Origin of the sequence: Dethiosulfatibacter aminovorans DSM 17477 (assembly GCF_900142005.1) — a bacterium.
GTDB classification, from domain to species: Bacteria; Bacillota; Clostridia; order Tissierellales; family Dethiosulfatibacteraceae; genus Dethiosulfatibacter; species Dethiosulfatibacter aminovorans.
In genome coordinates, this window is the sequence record NZ_FQZL01000030.1 from 1 (window position 1) to 18,824 (window position 18,824).

The following is an 18,824-nucleotide window of genomic DNA, read 5'->3' on the forward strand; positions in this document are numbered from 1 at the left end:
CCAGCACGACGAGGCGTGGCTCATATTCATAGACATGGTGAACAACCAGATACCGACATTCGAGGAAAAGGCGGAAGCCCTCCACTACTTCCCAATGTTCAGGACATGGTTCGGACTCCTTGGCCTGTGCAAGCTGCCGTGGAACGACATAGCACCTGCAAACAACTCCGAGACGGACGAACCTGCAAAGATACCCGAGCACGTTCAGAACTACCTTGACCTCTACTACGGAATAACAGGAACAAGGATGACTCCTGAAGAAATGGTAGACCAGTCGGAAAGGACATACAACTTCCAGAGGATATTCAACATAAGGATGGGCAAGGGACTGAGAATAAACGACAAGACCCCTTACAGGACCATGGGACCTGTAACACCCGAGGAATACGAATCAAGGGCTGAAAGATACGACAAGCAGCTGAAGGAGACAGTGGGATACGATCCAAAAGGAAAGACAGTTGAAGAAAAGATAGCTGCAATGAGGGCATACAGGGAAGACCAGTACGAGAAGCTTACGGATGCAGTATACAAAAGACGTGGCTGGACAGAGAACGGAGTGCCCACTCCGGAGAAGCTAAAGTCAATAGGCATGGACTTTCCGGAACTTCTTGATGTTGTGGAGAAGCATATATAAAAAATGATGATTTTTGATTATATATTGATGACATCATGGAACAGCTTAAAAAGTAGAAAATAAATAGTATAAAGCCTGATGATCATCTCTAATCATGAGATTGGTTGTGAGGCTTTTCTTTTTTACATATATAGAATTGAAAATGCTTATGACTTGATGTTGCAAACTACCTGAATTTTAAGTAGCTGACAGATATCATTAATAAATGTTATAATACTATTAAAAGATATTTATGAGGTAAGTTATGGATTATAAGAAAATACTTGAATTGGTAACGGATAATATAGATGACGGGATATTTGTAGTCAATAAAAATGGTGAGGTTATATTTTACAATGAATCTGCAGATAACCAGGCAGGTGTAAGCATGAAAAATGCTATTGGAAAGCATATACTTGATATATTTCCAAAGCTCACAGAGAAAACCAGTACAATATTGAGGGTGTTGAAGACAGGTACGCCCATAGTTGGCGATATACAGGAATATTACAATCATAACCACAAGAAAGTTACAATACTTTCCACTTCATATCCGATTATTGAAGATGGAGAGATAGTTGGAGTCGTTGAGGTGGCTAAGGATATGATTAAATACGGAGATTTCAACGAGAAAATAGACAAAATCAGAAACAATAAGGGCAAGAAAATCTCCAATGAAGAGATAATATACAGTCTCAACAGTATACTTGGTGAAAGTGATAAAATACTGGAAATCAAGGAGAAGATAAAAAAAGTGGCGAAAGCAAGTTCGCCGGTGCTCGTATGGGGAGAGACAGGAACAGGAAAGGAACTGGCTGTCCAAAGTATACACAACTGCAGCAAAAGAAAGAACAAGCCCTTTATAACCCAGAACTGTGCAGCCATACCTGTGACCTTGCTTGAAGGGATACTTTTCGGAACCTCACTGGGAAGTTTTACGGGATCAAAGGATTCGCCGGGACTTTTTGAGCTTGCAGACGGTGGAACGCTCTTTCTAGATGAAATCAACTCTATGGACATAACACTTCAGGCAAAGCTTTTAAGGGTCATACAGGATGGATATATTAGAAGGATAGGGGACAAGAAGACCAGAAAGGTGGATGTGAGGGTTATTGCTGCAATGAACATGAACCCTGTTAAAGCCCTTGAAGAAAAAAAGATAAGGGAAGATCTCTTCTATAGAATAAATGTATTGAATATGGAAATGCCTCCTCTTCGTGAAAGAAGGGAAGACATTTCCATACTGGCAGATTATTTCATGAAGGAAATGGAGTATAAGACGGGAAGAGAAATATCCGGACTGAGTGAAGATGTTTATGAGTTTTTCAATGCCTATGACTGGCCTGGAAACATAAGGGAACTTAAGCATGTTATAGAGCATGGGGTGATAATGTCCACAGGAGAAGAGATAACCCTAAAGGATATGCCTGTGGTACTGAATGAAAAAAGAAGTACTATTGAAAAATCGGTTCACGAAGAAACAATAGGAATCGGGGAAATAGTCTTTGATAAGCCTCTAAAGTCAATAGTCAATGATTATGAGAAGCAGGTAATAGAAAAGGCATTGAAGGAAAAGGACTATTCCATCAATGAAACATCCAGCCTTTTAAACATCCCAAGGCAGACACTTCACTATAAGATGAAGAATCTGGGAATAAGCATAAAAAAGACATTGTAAGTTGTTGGGGTGAGTCGAATGGACTGAAAACCAGTCCCTGACTTGGTTTTGGCGACCGGGACAAAAAATGACACGGGATGGATGATGAAAAACAGGTTTGACTAGAAAAAACCTGTTTTTTTATTGTTGAATTTAAATAAACCTAAATTATTTAAGGACTTAATAAAATAATATAAAAACTGCAAAAACTTTTCAAAATCAAATAAAATAACATAAAAACATTGTAAAAACTATTTATCCCATACTAAATAGATGCTATAATCCATAAGTATAACACATTGAAAAAAGAGGATATATTAGGAGGATACTTTGGCAACGGTAAACAAAAAGAGTTATTCGAGACTTAGGTCGACTATAGAGACGGCATTTTTCAGAAACAACATAAGGAATGTAGACAATTTGAAGGAAGCATATGAAATGGCTAAGGATTCACCTGGTACAATAGTAACGGACCAGGCTGTATATGGTGCCGAAACCATAGGTCTTGAAAAGGATTCAAAGGTATTGCTATTTAATGACGGGTCAATAACCGGGAGATACAAGGATGCCAGAGTAGTGCTGGGAGAGCCTGGAATCGATTCGGAAAAATATGCATCCATATTAAGGGATGCCATGTATCAAAGCAGATACAGCAGTCATTGGGCTGCAACATCATATATCGGACTTGACGAAGAGTTCATGCTTAAGGCCAGATTACTGATTACAGAAGGAAACGAGAACCTCGTGTACAACTGGCTTCTGAACTTCCAATATGTAAATGAAGAATATAAAGCACTGTACAATAAATCAACAGTTCACGATGAAGAGGATATACTTATATATTCCAATCCCGACTGGTATCATCCTGAACATCCATGCGGACTTGCAATCTTTGATCCTGACAACAATTGTGCTGCGATACTGGGCCTCAAGTATTTTGGAGAGCACAAAAAGGGAAGTTTGACACTGGCATGGAATGTAGGAAGAAAGCTTGGATATGCTCCATGTCATGGTGGAATAAAGGAGTTTACTCTTGGAGATGATGAAAAGTATGTAATGAGCTTCTTTGGACTGTCAGGTTCTGGTAAGTCAACATTGACTCACCATAAACACAACAATAAATATGAAACAAAAATACTCCATGATGATGCATTTGTCATTTCAACTGAAGACGGAGCGACTATAGCTCTTGAACCATCATACTTCGACAAGACACAGGACTATCCGGAAGGATGCGAAGACAACAAGTACCTTCTTTCCGTACAGAACTGCGGAGCAAGGATGAATGAAGATGGCAAGGTGGTACTTGTTACTGAGGATATAAGAAACAACAACGGCAGGGCAATCAAGTCCGTATTGTGGAAGGAGAACAGGGTAAACAAGTTTGACAGAAGCATAGATTCAATAGTCTGGATAACGAAGGATCCGGCGCTGCCGCCTGTACTGAAGGTCAGCGACCCTGTTTTGGCGGCCACCTTTGGAGCAACACTTGCAACCAAAAGGTCTTCAGCAGAAAGAATCAAGGAAGGTGCAAGCTACAACGACCTTGTAATAGAACCTTATGCAAATCCTTTCAGGACATATGCCTTGTCGGAAGACTATGCCAAGTTCAAGTATCTGTTTGAAAACATGGATGTGGACTGCTATGTAATAAACACCGGCAGCTTTGTGGAAAAGGATGTAAACAAGGAAGTGACGATAGAAGCTATTGAAAGGATTGTAGAAGGAAGAGCGGAGTTCAAGCCTTTTGGGTATCTTGAAAACATGGAATATCTGGATTTCGACGGATTCAACCCTGAGTTTGACAATGAAGACTACGACGAGCTTCTTAAAAACAGCATAAAGATAAGGATAGATTATCTCAAGAAAATGATGGTTGAGAGACAGGGAATAGATTCCCTTCCTGTAGAAACAATCAATGCGCTGGAGAAATTCCTCGCAAAAAGGAAGAAGGCAGCGTAGAGGGAAGATAAATAAGTTGAAAAATTAGATATAATTGGATTAAAACAGTACGAAAATCTAAACGGACTTGATGGTCCGTTTTATTTTTATATTTTTTTGTGGCTCTTTTTAAATTTAATTTATTTATCCCTTGACTTTTCAACAGATTCATATATAATCAAAAGGCAGTTTTATTTTTGATGGATTCAGCAGGATATGACATAAGCATACCTGCTATTATTTTGTTACAGGACAACAATTTTTGACAGGGCCGTTAAAGTAATGTGGTTGCTATGCCTGGATAAATGTTAAGTTTTTGTAACAATTAAAATTTATCTTGATTTATTACTGCGGTTTATGTAAAATGTTCTAGTGTGCCGCGTGCGAGGAAGCAGGAGGTTGCCGGTTTACCGGGTAATTTTTGCGGAGCAAGTCTTGCTATAAGCAAGGCGAAAAGGAGTTCCATCTTTTTAAAAAAAAGTCAGTGAACACCCGGAGGGGTGTACACGGGGATTGCCTTTTCGTATGAATGGTTTACAATACGAATAAATAAGGGAGGTAACACAATGGAAAATAGTCAAAAGATTAGAATTAGGTTGAAAGCATACGATCATCAGTTACTTGATCAATCAGCTAAGAAAATAGTTGAAACTGCTAAATCAACAGGAGCTGACGTTGCAGGGCCGATTCCTCTGCCAACTGAAAAGCAAATCATTACAATCTTGAGAGCTACTCACAAGTACAAAGATTCCAGAGAGCAGTTCGAACAAAGAACACACAAAAGATTGATTGATATTTCTAATCCTACGCCAAAGACTGTGGATTCACTTATGAAACTGAATCTTCCTGCTGGTGTAGACATTGAAATCAAACTGTAAAAGTAGAGAAAAATATAGACACTCTGCTTAGTATGATTGCAGTAATTGTAATCCGCTGTAAGAAAAATGGAGGTGTAAACGGATGAAAGCAATTATAGGTAAAAAAGTAGGTATGACTCAAATCTTTGTTGAAGATGGGTCCCTTGTACCTGTAACAGTAATTGAATCAAAAGGAATGGTTGTAGTTCAAAAGAAAACTGTCGACAAAGACGGCTACAATGCAATCCAGGTTGGATTTGGCGAGATTAAGGCTAAAAACGTCAACAAACCAAAAACAGGCCACTTTGAGAAAGCTGAAGTGGAAGCAACAAGACTTTTGAAGGAATTCAGAGTTGAAGATCCAGACGCATATGAGGTTGGACAGGTGATAACTGTTGAAGCATTTGCGGCAGGAGACAAAATCGACGTTGTAGGAACATCAAAAGGTAAAGGAACTGCAGGTGTAATCAAGAGACACGGACATTCAAGAGGTCCTGAGACTCACGGTTCCAAGTCACACAGAGTAACAGGTTCTTTGGGATCTTCTGCATACCCTGGAAGAGTATTCAAGGGAATGAAGAGCGCCGGAAGAATGGGTAACGAAAGAGTAACAATACAAAACCTGGAAGTGGTGAAAGTTGATGCTGAGAAAAACTTGCTGCTTGTTAAGGGTGCAGTACCTGGACCTAAGAAAGGTTTTGTAACAGTAAGGGAAACAGTAAGATAATCAATATTTAGTGAAAGGAGGATTATGTATGCCTAAAGTAGCTCTTTATAATGTATCAGGCGAACAGGTTGGAGACATCGAGTTGAAAGATGACGTGTTCGGCATTGAGATAAATACGCATGTAATGTATGAAGCGGTTAAGGTTTACCTGGCTAATCAGAGACAGGGAACACAATCGGCAAAAACGAGAAGTGAAGTAAGAGGTGGAGGAAGAAAGCCTTGGAGACAAAAAGGAACTGGTAGAGCGAGACAAGGTAGTATCAGATCACCTCAGTGGAAAGGCGGCGGAGTTATATTTGCTCCAAAACCAAGAGACTACAGCATGAAGTTGCCAAAGAAGATAAGAAGACTTGCATTGAAATCGGCGTTCAGCGCTAAAGTTGAAGCTAATGAAATAATAGTACTTGACGCTTTGACAATGGAAGCACCAAAAACAAAGGAAATGCTTAAAGTTCTTGGAAACCTTAAGGTTGAAAAGAAGGCATTGGTTGTAACTCCTGACAAGGATGAGAATGTTGTGTTGTCAGCAAGAAACATCCCTGGAGTAAAAACGGCACAGGTTGGAACATTGAATGTTTACGACATTTTGAATCACGATGCATTCATCATAACCAAGGATGCAGTTAATAAAGTGGAGGAGGTGTATTCCTAATGCGCAGTCCACATGATGTAATAATAAAACCAATAGTAACAGAAGCCAGTATGGATGCTATGGCTGAAAAGAAATACACATTCAAAGTAGATAAAAAAGCCAACAAGACTGAAATCAAAAATGCTGTCGAGCAGATTTTCAGTGTCAAGGTAGCTAAAGTTAATACTATGAATATGACTGGAAAGATGAAGAGAATGGGTGCGAATCTTGGTAGAAGGGCAAGCTGGAAGAAGGCTATTGTTACTCTTACTGAAGACAGCAACACTATCGAATTCTTTGAAGGAATGTAATAAACGAAGGAGGAACGAAAATGGGTATTAAAAAGTTTAGACCTACTTCTCCGGCTTTGAGACAAATGACGGTATCGACTTTTGAAGAAATTACCACTACTGAACCAGAAAAGTCACTGTTGGCTCCTCTTAAGAAAAATGCAGGAAGAAACGTAAGAGGAAAGATCACAGTTAGACACAGAGGTGGCGGAAACAAAAGAAAGTACAGAATCATAGATTTCAAGAGAAATAAAGACGGAGTACCAGGAAAAGTAGCAACTATAGAATATGATCCTAACAGAAGTGCGAATATAGCGCTTATAAACTATGCTGATGGTGAAAAGAGATATATCATTGCTCCGAACAAGATCAAGGTGGGCGACCAGATTCTTTCTGGACCAACTGCCGACATCAAAGTGGGTAATGCTCTTAAGCTTAAGAACATACCTGTTGGTACAATCATACACAATATAGAGCTTAAAGCTGGAAAGGGAGCACAACTTGTAAGATCTGCAGGTAACTCGGCTCAGCTTATGGCAAAAGAAGATAAATATGCACAGGTAAGACTTCCATCCGGTGAAGTTAGACTTGTAAGCGTTGAGTGTAAGGCAACTATCGGACAAGTTGGAAATCTTGATCACGAGAATATCACAATCGGTAAAGCCGGTAGAAAGAGACACATGGGTATAAGACCTACAGTTAGAGGTTCTGTAATGAATCCTAACGACCACCCACACGGTGGTGGTGAAGGTAGAGCACCAATTGGTAGACCTTCTCCTGTGACTCCATGGGGTAAGCCTGCATTAGGTTTCAAAACTAGACAGAAAAACAAGAAGTCTGACAAGATGATTGTTAAGAAGAGAAAGTAAAGGTATTCGGTGAAAGGAGGAACTTCTGATGGGTAGATCGTTAAAAAAGGGACCTTATTGTGAACCTAGTCTTTTGAAAAAGATTGACGACATGAACAGCAAAAATGAAAAGAAAGTTATCAAGACATGGTCTAGAAGATCAACAATATTCCCTGAAATGATAGGTCATACATTGGCAATTCATGATGGTAGAAAACATGTTCCCGTATATATTACTGAAGATATGGTAGGGCACAAGCTTGGAGAATTCGCTCCAACTAGAACTTACAGAGGACATGACAAAACTGAAAAATCTTCGAAAGTAAGATAGAAGAAGGGAGGTATTTTTAGTGGAAGCTAAAGCAACTGCGAAGTATATAAGAATCTCACATAGAAAAATGAAATTCATTTGCGATATGGTTAGAGGTAAAGATTTAGACGAAGCATTGGCAATTTTGAAATTCACTCCCAAAAAAGGAGCACGTGAATTAGAAAAGGTAGTTAAGTCTGCAGCAGCTAATGCGGAAAACAATTTTGATCTTGACAGAGACAAATTGTACGTAAGTAAAGTAAGCGCTGACATGGGACCAACTCTTAAGAGATGGAGACCAAGAGCAAAAGGTGCAGCGTATAAGATATTGAAAAGAACAAGCCACATAAACGTTACTGTTGAAGAAAGAGTATAGTAAAGGAGGTAGACGATGGGTCAAAAAGTTAATCCTCACGGACTTAGAGTTGGTGTAAACAAGAATTGGGACTCAAGATGGTATGCAGACAAGAAAAACTTTGCAGACAACCTTATTGAAGACCATCAAATACGTGAGTTTATTAAAAAAGAACTTTACTTAGCTGGAATAGCAAAGACGGAAATTGAGAGATTTGCTAACAGAGTTAAAGTGAATATATTTACTGCAAAGCCAGGAATGGTAATAGGTAAAGGCGGATCTGGTGTTGAGATAATCAGAAACAAGCTTGAGAAAATGACTGGAAAAACTGTAATAATCAATGTTGAAGAAGTTAAGCGTCCTGACTTGGATGCACAGCTTGTAGCAGAGAGTATTGCAAGCCAGATAGAGAGAAGGGTGTCCTTCAGAAGAGCTATGAAGCAGTCTATCCAAAGAAGTATGAGAATGGGAGCAAAGGGTATAAAGACTTTGGTTTCAGGAAGACTTAATGGAGCGGACATGGCTAGAAGCGAAGGCTACAGCGAAGGTAAGATACCTCTTCAAACTCTTAGAGCTGACATCAGTTACGGATTTGCTGAAGCAGACACTACTTATGGAAAAATCGGTGTCAAGGTATGGATCTGCAGAGATGAAATACTTAGAGCAAAGCAAAGACCTGAAGACGACAGAGACAAAAGAGACAATAGAGACAACAGAAAAAGAAAACCAAAGAAAAACTTTAATAAATAACAGTAATCCCGCAGGAAGGAGGACGTCGAATTATGTTAATGCCTAAAAGAGTAAAGCGTAGGAAACAACACAGAGGAAGAATGACTGGTGTAGCTACGAAAGGCAATAAATTATCTTATGGTGAGTTCGGTATCCAGGCATTAGAGCCAGCATGGATAACATCTAATCAGATAGAAGCAGCCAGAAGAGCTATGACTAGATATATAAAAAGAGGCGGTAAAATCTGGATAAAAATATTCCCAGATAAGCCTATAACGCAAAAACCTGCAGAGACAAGGATGGGTAAAGGTAAAGGATCTCCAGAGTACTGGGTAGCAGTAGTTAAGCCGGGCAGAGTAATGTTTGAAATGTCAGGTGTATCTGAAGAAGTAGCAAGAGAAGCGATGAGACTTGCTATTCACAAGTTGCCTATCAAATGCAAGTTTATAATGAAAACTGAGCAGGTAGAAAAGGAAGGTGAAGCTAATGAAAGCTAATGAATTGAAGAGTAAAACAGTTAGCGAATTGAACGGATTGTTAGTGGATCTTAAAACAGAATTATTCAATTTGAGATTTCAGTTAGCTACAGGTCAACTGGACAATACATCAAGAATCAATATAGTTAAGAAAGATATTGCTAGAGTTAAAACGGTTTTAAGAGAAAACGAACTAAGTATTAACGCACAGTAGTAAGCTAAGAAAGGAGGACTATTTGGTGGAAAGAGGAAACAGAAAAGTAAGAATAGGAAAAGTAGTTTCTGACAAGATGGATAAAACCATTGTAGTAGCAGTAGAAACTTTCGTATCACATCCTTTATACAGCAAAAAAGTTAAAAGCACCAAGAAGCTGAAAGCGCATGATGAAACAAACCAGTGCGGAATCGGCGACAGGGTAAAAGTAATGGAAACTAGACCACTATCTAAGGACAAAAGATGGAGATTGGTGGAAATAATAGAAAAAGCTAAATAAACCTTACGATTAGCGAAGGGAGGTTAACAAATGGTACAAACAGAATCGAGACTTAGGGTTGCCGATAATTCAGGAGCTAAGGAAATACTAGTAATCAGGGTTATGGGTGGTTCAAGCAGAAGATATGCCAATATAGGCGACATCGTGATTGCGACTGTTAAAAGCGCAACACCAGGTGGAGTTGTAAAAAAAGGTGATGTTATAAAAGCTGTAGTTGTTAGAACTAAGAAGGGTGTTGGAAGAAACGACGGCACTTATATCAAGTTCGACGAGAATGCTGCAGTAATAATAAAAGAAGATAAGACGCCAGTAGGTACACGTATATTTGGACCTATCACAAGAGAATTGAGAGCTGGTAACTTCATGAAAATAATATCATTAGCACCTGAAGTACTTTAATGGGAGGTGTAAACATGCACGTAAAGAAAGGCGATAAAGTAGTAGTTGTTTCCGGAAAGGACAAAGGCAAGTCTGGCAAGATATTGGCTTGCATGCCTAAGGAAAACAGAGTTATCATAGAAGGAATAAACATGCTTACAAAACACAAGAAAGCCAGCAATCAAATGCAGCAGGCAGGTATCATCCATCAGGAGGGTCCTATTAATGCTTCAAATGTTATGGTTTACTGTGAAAAATGCAAGCAGGGTGTTAGAACTTCTGTAAAAGTTCTAGACAATGGCAAGAAAGTAAGAGCTTGTGTAAAATGTGGAGAAATGTTCGAATAATTCATTGAAAGGAGGTACAGACAATGGCTTCAAGGTTACAAGATAAATATAATAATGAAGTGGTGCCGGCTTTAATGGAGAAATTTAAATATGACAACATTATGCAGGCACCAAAAATCGACAAGGTCGTAATAAACATGGGAGTAGGAGAAGCTAGGGAAAATCCCAAGGCTTTGGAAAATGCAGTCAATGAAATGACTATAATTTCCGGTCAGAAACCAGTTGTTACTAAGGCTAAAAAGTCGGTTTCAAACTTTAAACTTAGAGAAGGTATGAACGTAGGTTGCAAGGTGACTTTAAGAGGAATGAAAATGTATTATTTCCTTGACAAGTTCATGAATATTGCACTACCTAGGGTAAGAGACTTCAGAGGAGTATCAAACAAGTCTTTCGACGGAAGAGGAAACTATGCTATGGGTGTTAAGGAGCAATTGATTTTCCCTGAAATCGACTATGACAAGATAGATCAAATCAGAGGTATGGACATAATTATAACAACAACTGCCAACACTGATGAAGAGGCAAGAGAGCTTCTTAAATTAATGGGAATGCCTTTTACCAGGTAGAAGGAGGATAAAATGGCTAAAACGTCGATGAAAGTAAAGCAACAAAGAAAACAGAAATTTAGTACAAGAGAATATTCTAGATGTAGAATCTGTGGAAGACCACATGCGTACTTGAGAAAATATGGAATTTGCCGTATATGCTTCAGAGAATTGGCTTACAAAGGTCAAATCCCTGGCGTAAGAAAAGCAAGTTGGTAATCTATAGTATTAATGAAAGGAGGTTACATAAATGGTAATGACTGATCCTATTGCTGATATGTTAACAAGAATCAGAAACGGAAATCATGCAAAACACGAATCTGTTGATATCCCGGCATCAAATATAAAGAAGGAATTAGCAAATATTTTATTGTCTGAAGGATATATCAAGGGATTTGATGTAATCGAAGATGGAAAACAAGGTATAATCAGAGTTGAATTGAAATACACTGACGACAAAGGCAGAGTAATCACAGGAATAAAGAGAATTTCCAAGCCTGGATTGAGAGTATACGTTAAGAATGACGAGATACCAAAGGTACTTGGAGGACTGGGCATAGCAGTTCTATCTACTTCAAAAGGCATTCAGACTGGCAAAAACGCCAAGAAGCAGGGAGTAGGCGGAGAAGTAATCTGCTACGTTTGGTAATTTACACGAGGAGGTGCTAAAATGTCAAGAATAGGAGTAAAACCTATAGAAATACCTGCAGGTGTAGAAGTTAAGATAAGCGATAATAATTTCGCTGAAGTTAAAGGACCAAAAGGAACTTTGACTGAACAACTTCCAAGAGACATGCAGATAGATATAAACGACAATGTAATAGAAGTTAAAAGACCTACAGAAAACAAGAAACATAAGTCTTTGCACGGTTTGACAAGAACCTTGATCAGCAACATGGTTGTTGGAGTTACAGAAGGTTATGCAAAGAAGCTTGAGATTGTTGGTGTTGGTTACAGAGCTAAAAAAGAAGGAAAGAAGCTTGTTATGAACCTTGGATTTTCTCATCAGGTAATCATGGAAGATCCGGATGGAATAGAAACTGCTGTTGAAGGACAAAACAAGATAACAGTTTCAGGAATAAACAAGCAACAGGTAGGAAACTACGCTGCAGTCATAAGAGACTGGAGAAAGCCTGAGCCTTACAAAGGTAAAGGAATTAAGTACGAAAACGAGTATATCAGAAGAAAAGCTGGTAAGACTGGTAAATAATAGAAAGGAGTGAGTCCGGATGATAAAAAAAGTTAATAAGAATAAAAAGAGACAAAAGCGTCACATGAGATTGAGAAATAAAATCCAAGGAACTCCTGAGAGACCAAGATTGAATGTATTCAGAAGCTCGAAGAACATATATGCTCAAGTTATAGATGATTCTCAAGGATTTACTATAGCGTCGGCATCGAGCAATGATAAGGAAATTATCGAAAAAATAAATGGTCTTAACAAAACAGAAGCCGCTAAAATTGTTGGCCAGGAAGTAGCTAAGAAAGCTATGGATAAAGGCATCGAGACTGTAATATTTGATAGAGGTGGATATCTTTACCACGGTAGAGTTAAATCTTTAGCAGATGGAGCAAGAGAAAGCGGACTTAAGTTTTAGTAAAGGAGGTAATGATAGTTAATGGAACGTAGCCGAATAGATGCAAGTCAATACGATTTGCAGGAAAAAGTTATAAACATCAGCAGGGTAACAAAGGTTGTTAAAGGTGGTAGAAACTTTAGGTTCAGTGTTCTTGTAGTTGTCGGTGATGAAAACGGACACGTAGGTGTAGGAACAGGAAAAGCCATTGAGATACCTGAAGCAATCAAGAAAGCTATCGAAGCTGCTAAGAAAGCCATGATAGAAGTTCCTTTGGAAGGAACAACAGTACCTCATCAGATGGTAGGTGAGTTCGGAGCTGGTAGAGTTCTGGTTAAGCCTGCTTCACCGGGTACAGGAGTTATAGCTGGAGGACCGGTTCGTGCGGTACTTGAGTTGGCTGGAGTAAAGGACATAAGAACTAAATCATTAGGTTCTAACAACCCTAGAAATATGGTTAATGCTACAATGGTAGCTTTGAAAAGCCTTAAAAAGCCGGAAACAGTAGCACAACTTAGAGGTAAAACCTTAGAGGAAATCCTATAAAAAAGGAGGAAGAACCTTGGCAACAATTAAAGTAAAACTAGTTAGAAGTAAAATTGGAAAGACTCAAAAACAAAGAAGAACAGTCGAAGCTTTAGGTTTGAGAAAAATTGGTCAAGTGGTTGAAAAAGAAGATACGCCTCAATTAAGAGGAATGATCAACGTAGTAAATCACATGGTCCAAGTAGAAGAGTAAAAACAAACCAAAAGGAGGTGCAAAAATGAAACTTCATGAATTAAAACCAAATCCGGGCAGTGTTAAGAACAAGAAAAGACTTGGTAGAGGAACAGCTACAGGTCAGGGTAAAACTGCAGGAAGAGGCCAGGATGGTCAAAATTCAAGAGCTGGTGGAGGAACAAGACCAGGATTTGAAGGTGGTCAGATGCCTCTATACAGGAGAATTCCAAAAAGAGGATTCACAAATATATTCGCTACAAATTATTCAGAGATCAACATTGACACTTTGAACAGATTTGAAGATGGAACTGAAGTTACTCCTGAAATGTTGAAGGAACTTGGAATCGTTAAGAAGCAACTTGACGGCGTTAAGGTTCTGGGCAGAGGAGAACTTGAAAAGAAACTTACAGTAAAAGCTCACAAATTCAGCAAGAGCGCTATAGAGAAAATAGAAGCAGCAGGCGGAAAGGTTGAGGTGATATAAGTTGATTGAAACCCTAAGAAATGCATGGAAAATTCCGGATCTAAGAAAGAGGATATTATTTACTCTTGCGATGATTGCAGTGTATAGATTAGGTTCACAAATACCGGTACCTGGAATTGACAGGGCAGTTATTGCTCAGATGTTCAGCGGAAATACGGGTGCTGGATTATTAGACTTTTTCGACTTGATGTCTGGTGGAGCATTTAAGAACTTCACAATATTTGCTCTAAACATATATCCATACATAACTGCTTCAATCATTCTTCAATTGTTGACTATAGCAATACCAAAACTTGAAGAAATTGCAAAAAGAGAAGACGGAAGGCAGAAACTTGCTCAATATACAAGATACTTGACAGTAGTATTGGCATTGATACAGGCAGTAGCTTATACAGTGGGATTCTTTAACCAGGCGTTGTTGTCGTCAAGTGCTCTTGACATAATAACCGTAATCCTCACGTTGACTGCTGGTACGGCATTCCTGATGTGGTTGGGAGAAGAGATAACTGAAAAAGGTATAGGAAATGGAATATCCATTATTATCTTCATCGGTATAGCTTCGAGAATACCTGCAGGAATAGGTAAAACTTTTGGACTTCTACAGGCTGGAACGGTTAACATTTTCGAAGTATTGCTGTTTGTAGTATTTGCGCTTGTAATAATAGTTGCAGTTATTGCGGTACAGCAGGGTGAGAGAAGAATAAACGTTCAGTATGCCAAGAGAGTAGTAGGAAGAAAGATGTATGGTGGACAAAGCACACATATTCCAATTAAAGTATTGATGGCTGGAGTTATTCCTGTAATATTCGCATCATCATTACTGGCATTTCCACAAACACTTGCATTCTTCTTTAAAGGAGATTTTGTAAACTGGGTTGAGAAATACTTATCACCGGCTGGAAATCCTGGAGTTTGGATTTATTCCATACTCAACATATTGCTGATTATATTCTTTACATACTTCTATACGGCGGTTCAATTCAACCCGTATGAGTATGCAAACAACTTGAAGCAATACGGTGGATTCATTCCTGGCATAAGACCTGGAAAACCTACAGCAGAGTATTTGAACAAGGTATTGTCTAGGATAACAATAGTTGGAGCAGTAACACTGGCGTTTATAGCATCCATACCAACATTGATATTCTCATTCACAAACCTTAGCCTTAGATTCGGAGGAACAGCGCTGCTCATCGTAGTAGGTGTTGCCCTTGAAACAATGAAGCAGGTTGAATCTCAAATGCTTATGAGACATTACAAAGGATTTTTGAAATAAATCATTTAGGAGATGATACTATGAGATTGATACTTTTAGGACCTCCAGGAGCTGGCAAGGGAACGCAGGCAGAAGGTATATCAAAAGAATTTAATATTCCTCATATATCAACTGGAGATATATTCAGAAAAAACATAAAAGAAGGAACCGATCTTGGCAAGAAGGCACAGGAATACATGAACAAGGGACTTTTGGTTCCCGACGAGTTGGTTGTTGATCTTGTAAAAGACAGAATTACTCAGGATGATTGTGAAAACGGATTTTTGCTGGATGGATTTCCAAGGACGATTCCACAGGCTGAAGCACTGGATACAGAGCTTGACAAGCTTGGAATGAAACTGGACAAGGTAGTAAATATAGAAGTTGACAAAGAGATTTTGGTTGAGAGAGCAGTGGGCAGAAGAGTCTGCAAGCAATGTGGAGCTGCTTTTCACGTAAAATTCAATCCACCTGAAGCTGAAGGCATTTGCACAAAGTGCGGTGGGGAACTTCAACAGAGAAAAGATGACACAGAAGAAACTGTTACAACCAGAATAGAGGTTTACCTGGAACAAACTGAACCTTTGATAGACTACTATTCACAAAAGGAAGGAACAGTATTGAATATTAACGGACAACAGGAAATCAAGACTGTTTCAAACGACATAATAACTGGTCTTAGGGGCTAGTGTAATGATCATTATAAAAACTGACAGAGAAATCCAACTTATGAGGGAAGCGGGCAGGATTAATGCTCAAGCCCACGAGGTGGTAGAAGAGATGATTAGACCTGGAATAACAACAATGGATATTGACAAGGCTGTTGAAGCCTTTATCAGATCCAAAGGTGGAATTCCAACGTTTAAGGGTTTCCAAGGATTTCCAGCGTCCATATGTGCGTCTGTAAATGAAGAAGTGGTTCATGGAATACCGGGAAACAGAGTTTTGGAAGACGGAGACATAGTAAGCATTGACATCGGAACAACCTATGAGGGATATGTCGGAGACAGCGCCAACACTTATGCTGTAGGCAAAATCAGCGACGAAGCACAAAGACTTATAGATGTTACAAGACAAAGTTTCTATGAAGGTATCAAGTTTGCTAAAGAAGGTTACAGATTATCAGATATTTCTCACGCTATACAGGAATGTGTAGAAAATGAGGGATTTTCGGTAGTAAGAGATTTTGTAGGTCACGGCATAGGGAAAGACATGCATGAGGATCCGCAGATTCCTAACTTCGGAAAACCAGGAAGAGGTCCCAGATTACAAAAGGGAATGGCCCTTGCCATTGAACCCATGGTAAATCAAGGTGTGTACAATGTCTGGCTGTTGGAAAATGACTGGACAGTAATAACGAGAGATAAAAAACTCTCGGCACATTATGAACATACCATTGCAATAACAGATGGAGATCCGGTAATATTGACAGCACTGTAAGAGGTGATAAAATGGAAATTACAAGTGACTTGAGAGTAGGTCAAATTGTAAAATCTAAAGCTGGAAGAGACAAGGGACGTATTTTCATAATAACCGAGATTGTAGATGACATATATGTAAAGATTTGCGACGGCGAGCTCAGGAAAGTGAGCAAGCCAAAGCTAAAAAAAATCAAACACTTGATAGTATACAACAGGGTATTTGAAGAAATCGAGACCAGAGTCGGCAAAAACGAAAAACTAAACAATGCATACATAAGAAGGTTATTGGAGCCTTATAATATCCAAATATAACACAGAATGGGGGTTAAAAAACTAATGTCAAAGAAAGATTTAATTGAATTAGAAGGTAAAGTGGTAGAAGTTCTTCCAAATGCAACATTCAAGGTGAAACTGGAGAATGGACACGAGATTTTGGCTCACATTTCTGGTAAGCTGAGAATGAATTATATAAGAATTCTACAGGGCGATAAAGTCACAGTCGAATTGTCACCGTATGATTTGACAAAGGGCAGAATCACCTGGAGAAAAAAGTAGTAAGGAGGTATTACAGTGAAAGTTAGACCATCAGTAAAGCCTATTTGCGAAAAATGTAAGATTATCAAAAGAAAAGGTAAAGTAATGGTGATATGCGAAAACCCTAAGCATAAACAAAAGCAGGGTTAACAATAAAGTAGCGCGGCTAAATACTAATTGTAGGAGGTGTAGTCTTAATGGCCAGAATTGCTGGTGTAGACCTACCAAGAGATAAGAGAGTGGAAATTGGTTTGACGTATATTTTCGGTATAGGAAAATCAACTTCACAAAAGATTTTAGCAGAAGCTGGAATCAACCAAGATACAAGAGTCAAGGATTTGACTGAAGAAGAAGTAAGTAAATTGAGATCCGAAATAGACAAGATTCCTGTTGAGGGAGACTTGAGAAGAGAAGTAGCGATGAACATCAAGAGACTTAAGGAGATTAATTGCTACAGAGGATTGAGACATAAAAGAGGACTTCCTGTTAGAGGACAAAACACAAAGAACAATTCTAGAACTAGAAAAGGTCCAAAAAGAATATCAGGAAAGAAGAAATAGTTAGGAGGGACTTAAGTGGCTAAAAAAGTACAAAAGAAAGCTACCAGAGTTAGAAGAAGAGAACGTAAGAACATTGAAAGAGGTCAGGCTCATATCCATTCAACTTTCAATAACACTATAGTTACTTTGACTGACGTTCGTGGTAATGCTATTTCATGGGCTAGTGCAGGAATGATGGGCTTTAAAGGTTCAAGAAAGTCTACTCCTTTTGCAGCTTCAATGGTTGCTGAAGAAGCAGCCAAGAAGGCAATGGAACATGGATTGAAAACAGTTGAAGTATATGTAAAAGGTCCTGGAGCTGGTAGAGAAGCAGCTATCAGATCACTTCAGGCAACAGGATTGGAAGTAAGCCTAATCAAGGATGTTACACCAATTCCACACAATGGTTGTAGACCACCAAAACGCAGAAGAGTTTAATTAGGAACGGAGGTGTAATTAATGGCAAGATATACTGGACCAGTATGTAGACTTTGCAGAAGAGAAGGTACAAAACTTTATCTCAAAGGAGATAGATGTTATACTGATAAATGTGCTCTCAGCAGAAGAAATTACGCACCTGGTCAGCATGGACAAAGAAGAACCAAGCTGACAAACCACGGTGTGCAGTTGAGAGAAAAGCAGAAAGTTAGAAGATACTACGGAGTATTGGAAGGACAGTTCAACAAATACTATGACATGGCTTCAAAGCAACAAGGTGTTACAGGTGAGAACTTCCTTAAGATACTTGAGAGAAGATTTGACAATATAGTATTCAGACTAGGACTTGCAACTTCCAGAGCGGAAGCTAGACAACTCGTAGTTCACGGACATTTCAAGATCAACGGCAAGAAAGCTGACATTCCATCAATGCTTTTGAACGTTGGAGATGTAATCGAAGTTGTCGAGAAGAGCAGAGCTTCAGCTAAATTCAAGGCTTTAGTTGAAAATCACAAGGCAACAGCACCGCAATGGCTGTCTGTTGATGCAGAAAACCTTCAAGGAAAGGTTATAGCTGAACCGAGCAGAGAAGATATTGAGCTGCCAATAGAAGAACACTTGATCGTTGAGTGGTATTCTAAGTAAAACCATCCTCAA

33 protein-coding genes are annotated in these 18,824 nt (G+C 39.0%); all 33 read left to right on the forward strand.

Going from position 1 to position 18,824, the window contains the following annotated elements; genetic code table 11:
- Nucleotides 1-634: aldehyde ferredoxin oxidoreductase C-terminal domain-containing protein (locus tag BUB05_RS15030; protein ID WP_217683721.1), on the forward strand; the 634-nt coding region annotated here is incomplete at its 5' end.
- Nucleotides 635-878: 244 nt separating this feature from the next.
- Complete coding sequence (locus BUB05_RS15035; protein ID WP_073050443.1) at nucleotides 879-2,291, forward strand: sigma-54 interaction domain-containing protein; 1,413 nt, start codon at nucleotides 879-881, stop codon at nucleotides 2,289-2,291.
- Between the two features lie 309 nt (nucleotides 2,292-2,600).
- On the forward strand, nucleotides 2,601-4,232 hold the full coding sequence (locus tag BUB05_RS15040; protein WP_073050444.1) for a phosphoenolpyruvate carboxykinase (ATP): 1,632 nt from the start codon (nucleotides 2,601-2,603) through the stop codon (nucleotides 4,230-4,232).
- 545 nt (nucleotides 4,233-4,777) lie between these two features.
- Nucleotides 4,778-5,089, forward strand: coding sequence for a 30S ribosomal protein S10 (gene rpsJ, locus BUB05_RS15045; RefSeq protein ID WP_073050445.1), 312 nt, complete (start codon nucleotides 4,778-4,780; stop codon nucleotides 5,087-5,089).
- 82 nt (nucleotides 5,090-5,171) lie between these two features.
- On the forward strand, nucleotides 5,172-5,795 hold the full coding sequence (rplC, locus tag BUB05_RS15050) for a 50S ribosomal protein L3 (RefSeq protein WP_073050446.1): 624 nt from the start codon (nucleotides 5,172-5,174) through the stop codon (nucleotides 5,793-5,795).
- A gap of 28 nt (nucleotides 5,796-5,823) precedes the next feature.
- On the forward strand, nucleotides 5,824-6,447 hold the full coding sequence (rplD, locus tag BUB05_RS15055; RefSeq protein WP_073050447.1) for a 50S ribosomal protein L4: 624 nt from the start codon (nucleotides 5,824-5,826) through the stop codon (nucleotides 6,445-6,447).
- A complete protein-coding gene (rplW, locus tag BUB05_RS15060) occupies nucleotides 6,447-6,737 on the forward strand; it encodes a 50S ribosomal protein L23 (RefSeq protein WP_073050448.1) in 291 nt (96 codons plus the stop codon). Before rplD ends, rplW begins: the two co-directional genes overlap by 1 nt.
- A 20-nt stretch (nucleotides 6,738-6,757) precedes the next feature.
- Nucleotides 6,758-7,585 carry a 50S ribosomal protein L2 gene (gene rplB, locus BUB05_RS15065; protein ID WP_073050449.1) on the forward strand — a complete coding sequence of 276 codons (828 nt, stop codon included), beginning with the start codon at nucleotides 6,758-6,760 and terminating at the stop codon, nucleotides 7,583-7,585.
- A 28-nt stretch (nucleotides 7,586-7,613) separates the two neighbouring features.
- Nucleotides 7,614-7,895 carry a 30S ribosomal protein S19 gene (rpsS, locus tag BUB05_RS15070; RefSeq protein ID WP_073050450.1) on the forward strand — a complete coding sequence of 94 codons (282 nt, stop codon included), beginning with the start codon at nucleotides 7,614-7,616 and terminating at the stop codon, nucleotides 7,893-7,895.
- A 19-nt stretch (nucleotides 7,896-7,914) separates the two neighbouring features.
- Entirely contained in the window at nucleotides 7,915-8,250 is a 336-nt protein-coding gene (gene rplV, locus BUB05_RS15075; protein ID WP_073050451.1) for a 50S ribosomal protein L22, read from the forward strand.
- A 15-nt stretch (nucleotides 8,251-8,265) separates the two neighbouring features.
- Nucleotides 8,266-8,979, forward strand: a complete 714-nt coding sequence (gene rpsC / locus BUB05_RS15080) for a 30S ribosomal protein S3 (protein WP_073050452.1) — start codon at nucleotides 8,266-8,268, stop codon at nucleotides 8,977-8,979.
- A 32-nt stretch (nucleotides 8,980-9,011) separates the two neighbouring features.
- The gene (gene rplP / locus BUB05_RS15085) at nucleotides 9,012-9,455 is read left to right on the forward strand and encodes a 50S ribosomal protein L16 (RefSeq protein ID WP_073050453.1); all 444 of its coding nucleotides are present in this window, start codon (nucleotides 9,012-9,014) and stop codon (nucleotides 9,453-9,455) included.
- Nucleotides 9,445-9,648 (forward strand): 50S ribosomal protein L29, encoded by a 204-nt coding sequence (gene rpmC / locus BUB05_RS15090; protein WP_073050454.1) that lies wholly within the window; start codon nucleotides 9,445-9,447, stop codon nucleotides 9,646-9,648. The genes rplP and rpmC overlap by 11 nt, the downstream gene beginning before the upstream one ends.
- Nucleotides 9,649-9,670: 22 nt before the next feature.
- On the forward strand, nucleotides 9,671-9,928 hold the full coding sequence (rpsQ, locus tag BUB05_RS15095; RefSeq protein WP_175548578.1) for a 30S ribosomal protein S17: 258 nt from the start codon (nucleotides 9,671-9,673) through the stop codon (nucleotides 9,926-9,928).
- Between the two features lie 30 nt (nucleotides 9,929-9,958).
- Entirely contained in the window at nucleotides 9,959-10,327 is a 369-nt protein-coding gene (gene rplN / locus BUB05_RS15100) for a 50S ribosomal protein L14 (protein WP_073050455.1), read from the forward strand.
- Between the two features lie 14 nt (nucleotides 10,328-10,341).
- Nucleotides 10,342-10,653, forward strand: a complete 312-nt coding sequence (gene rplX / locus BUB05_RS15105) for a 50S ribosomal protein L24 (RefSeq protein WP_094762995.1) — start codon at nucleotides 10,342-10,344, stop codon at nucleotides 10,651-10,653.
- Between the two features lie 23 nt (nucleotides 10,654-10,676).
- Nucleotides 10,677-11,219: a 50S ribosomal protein L5 gene (gene rplE / locus BUB05_RS15110; RefSeq protein ID WP_073050457.1), complete on the forward strand. Its 543-nt coding sequence runs from the start codon at nucleotides 10,677-10,679 to the stop codon at nucleotides 11,217-11,219.
- Nucleotides 11,220-11,231: 12 nt separating this feature from the next.
- Entirely contained in the window at nucleotides 11,232-11,417 is a 186-nt protein-coding gene (locus tag BUB05_RS15115) for a type Z 30S ribosomal protein S14 (RefSeq protein WP_073050458.1), read from the forward strand.
- A gap of 31 nt (nucleotides 11,418-11,448) precedes the next feature.
- Nucleotides 11,449-11,847: a 30S ribosomal protein S8 gene (gene rpsH, locus BUB05_RS15120; RefSeq protein ID WP_073050459.1), complete on the forward strand. Its 399-nt coding sequence runs from the start codon at nucleotides 11,449-11,451 to the stop codon at nucleotides 11,845-11,847.
- 21 nt (nucleotides 11,848-11,868) lie between these two features.
- The gene (rplF, locus tag BUB05_RS15125; RefSeq protein ID WP_073050460.1) at nucleotides 11,869-12,408 is read left to right on the forward strand and encodes a 50S ribosomal protein L6; all 540 of its coding nucleotides are present in this window, start codon (nucleotides 11,869-11,871) and stop codon (nucleotides 12,406-12,408) included.
- 19 nt (nucleotides 12,409-12,427) lie between these two features.
- Nucleotides 12,428-12,796, forward strand: a complete 369-nt coding sequence (gene rplR / locus BUB05_RS15130; protein WP_073050461.1) for a 50S ribosomal protein L18 — start codon at nucleotides 12,428-12,430, stop codon at nucleotides 12,794-12,796.
- 21 nt (nucleotides 12,797-12,817) lie between these two features.
- Entirely contained in the window at nucleotides 12,818-13,321 is a 504-nt protein-coding gene (gene rpsE / locus BUB05_RS15135) for a 30S ribosomal protein S5 (RefSeq protein WP_073050462.1), read from the forward strand.
- 16 nt (nucleotides 13,322-13,337) lie between these two features.
- Nucleotides 13,338-13,514, forward strand: coding sequence for a 50S ribosomal protein L30 (gene rpmD / locus BUB05_RS15140; protein ID WP_073050463.1), 177 nt, complete (start codon nucleotides 13,338-13,340; stop codon nucleotides 13,512-13,514).
- A 25-nt stretch (nucleotides 13,515-13,539) separates the two neighbouring features.
- Nucleotides 13,540-13,980, forward strand: a complete 441-nt coding sequence (gene rplO, locus BUB05_RS15145) for a 50S ribosomal protein L15 (protein WP_073050464.1) — start codon at nucleotides 13,540-13,542, stop codon at nucleotides 13,978-13,980.
- Nucleotide 13,981: 1 nt separating this feature from the next.
- Complete coding sequence (gene secY / locus BUB05_RS15150; protein ID WP_073050465.1) at nucleotides 13,982-15,256, forward strand: preprotein translocase subunit SecY; 1,275 nt, start codon at nucleotides 13,982-13,984, stop codon at nucleotides 15,254-15,256.
- A gap of 20 nt (nucleotides 15,257-15,276) precedes the next feature.
- On the forward strand, nucleotides 15,277-15,924 hold the full coding sequence (locus BUB05_RS15155) for an adenylate kinase (RefSeq protein WP_073050466.1): 648 nt from the start codon (nucleotides 15,277-15,279) through the stop codon (nucleotides 15,922-15,924).
- Between the two features lie 4 nt (nucleotides 15,925-15,928).
- The gene (gene map / locus BUB05_RS15160; RefSeq protein WP_073050467.1) at nucleotides 15,929-16,675 is read left to right on the forward strand and encodes a type I methionyl aminopeptidase; all 747 of its coding nucleotides are present in this window, start codon (nucleotides 15,929-15,931) and stop codon (nucleotides 16,673-16,675) included.
- Nucleotides 16,676-16,686: 11 nt separating this feature from the next.
- The gene (locus tag BUB05_RS15165; RefSeq protein ID WP_073050468.1) at nucleotides 16,687-16,968 is read left to right on the forward strand and encodes a KOW domain-containing RNA-binding protein; all 282 of its coding nucleotides are present in this window, start codon (nucleotides 16,687-16,689) and stop codon (nucleotides 16,966-16,968) included.
- Nucleotides 16,969-16,992: 24 nt separating this feature from the next.
- Nucleotides 16,993-17,211, forward strand: coding sequence for a translation initiation factor IF-1 (gene infA / locus BUB05_RS15170; RefSeq protein ID WP_073050500.1), 219 nt, complete (start codon nucleotides 16,993-16,995; stop codon nucleotides 17,209-17,211).
- A 15-nt stretch (nucleotides 17,212-17,226) separates the two neighbouring features.
- Nucleotides 17,227-17,340: a 50S ribosomal protein L36 gene (rpmJ, locus tag BUB05_RS15175; protein ID WP_008516283.1), complete on the forward strand. Its 114-nt coding sequence runs from the start codon at nucleotides 17,227-17,229 to the stop codon at nucleotides 17,338-17,340.
- A gap of 47 nt (nucleotides 17,341-17,387) precedes the next feature.
- Nucleotides 17,388-17,750, forward strand: coding sequence for a 30S ribosomal protein S13 (gene rpsM, locus BUB05_RS15180; RefSeq protein ID WP_073050469.1), 363 nt, complete (start codon nucleotides 17,388-17,390; stop codon nucleotides 17,748-17,750).
- Nucleotides 17,751-17,765: 15 nt separating this feature from the next.
- Complete coding sequence (gene rpsK, locus BUB05_RS15185) at nucleotides 17,766-18,167, forward strand: 30S ribosomal protein S11 (RefSeq protein ID WP_073050470.1); 402 nt, start codon at nucleotides 17,766-17,768, stop codon at nucleotides 18,165-18,167.
- Between the two features lie 21 nt (nucleotides 18,168-18,188).
- Nucleotides 18,189-18,812, forward strand: coding sequence for a 30S ribosomal protein S4 (gene rpsD, locus BUB05_RS15190; RefSeq protein WP_073050471.1), 624 nt, complete (start codon nucleotides 18,189-18,191; stop codon nucleotides 18,810-18,812).
- Nucleotides 18,813-18,824: the final 12 nt, after the last annotated feature.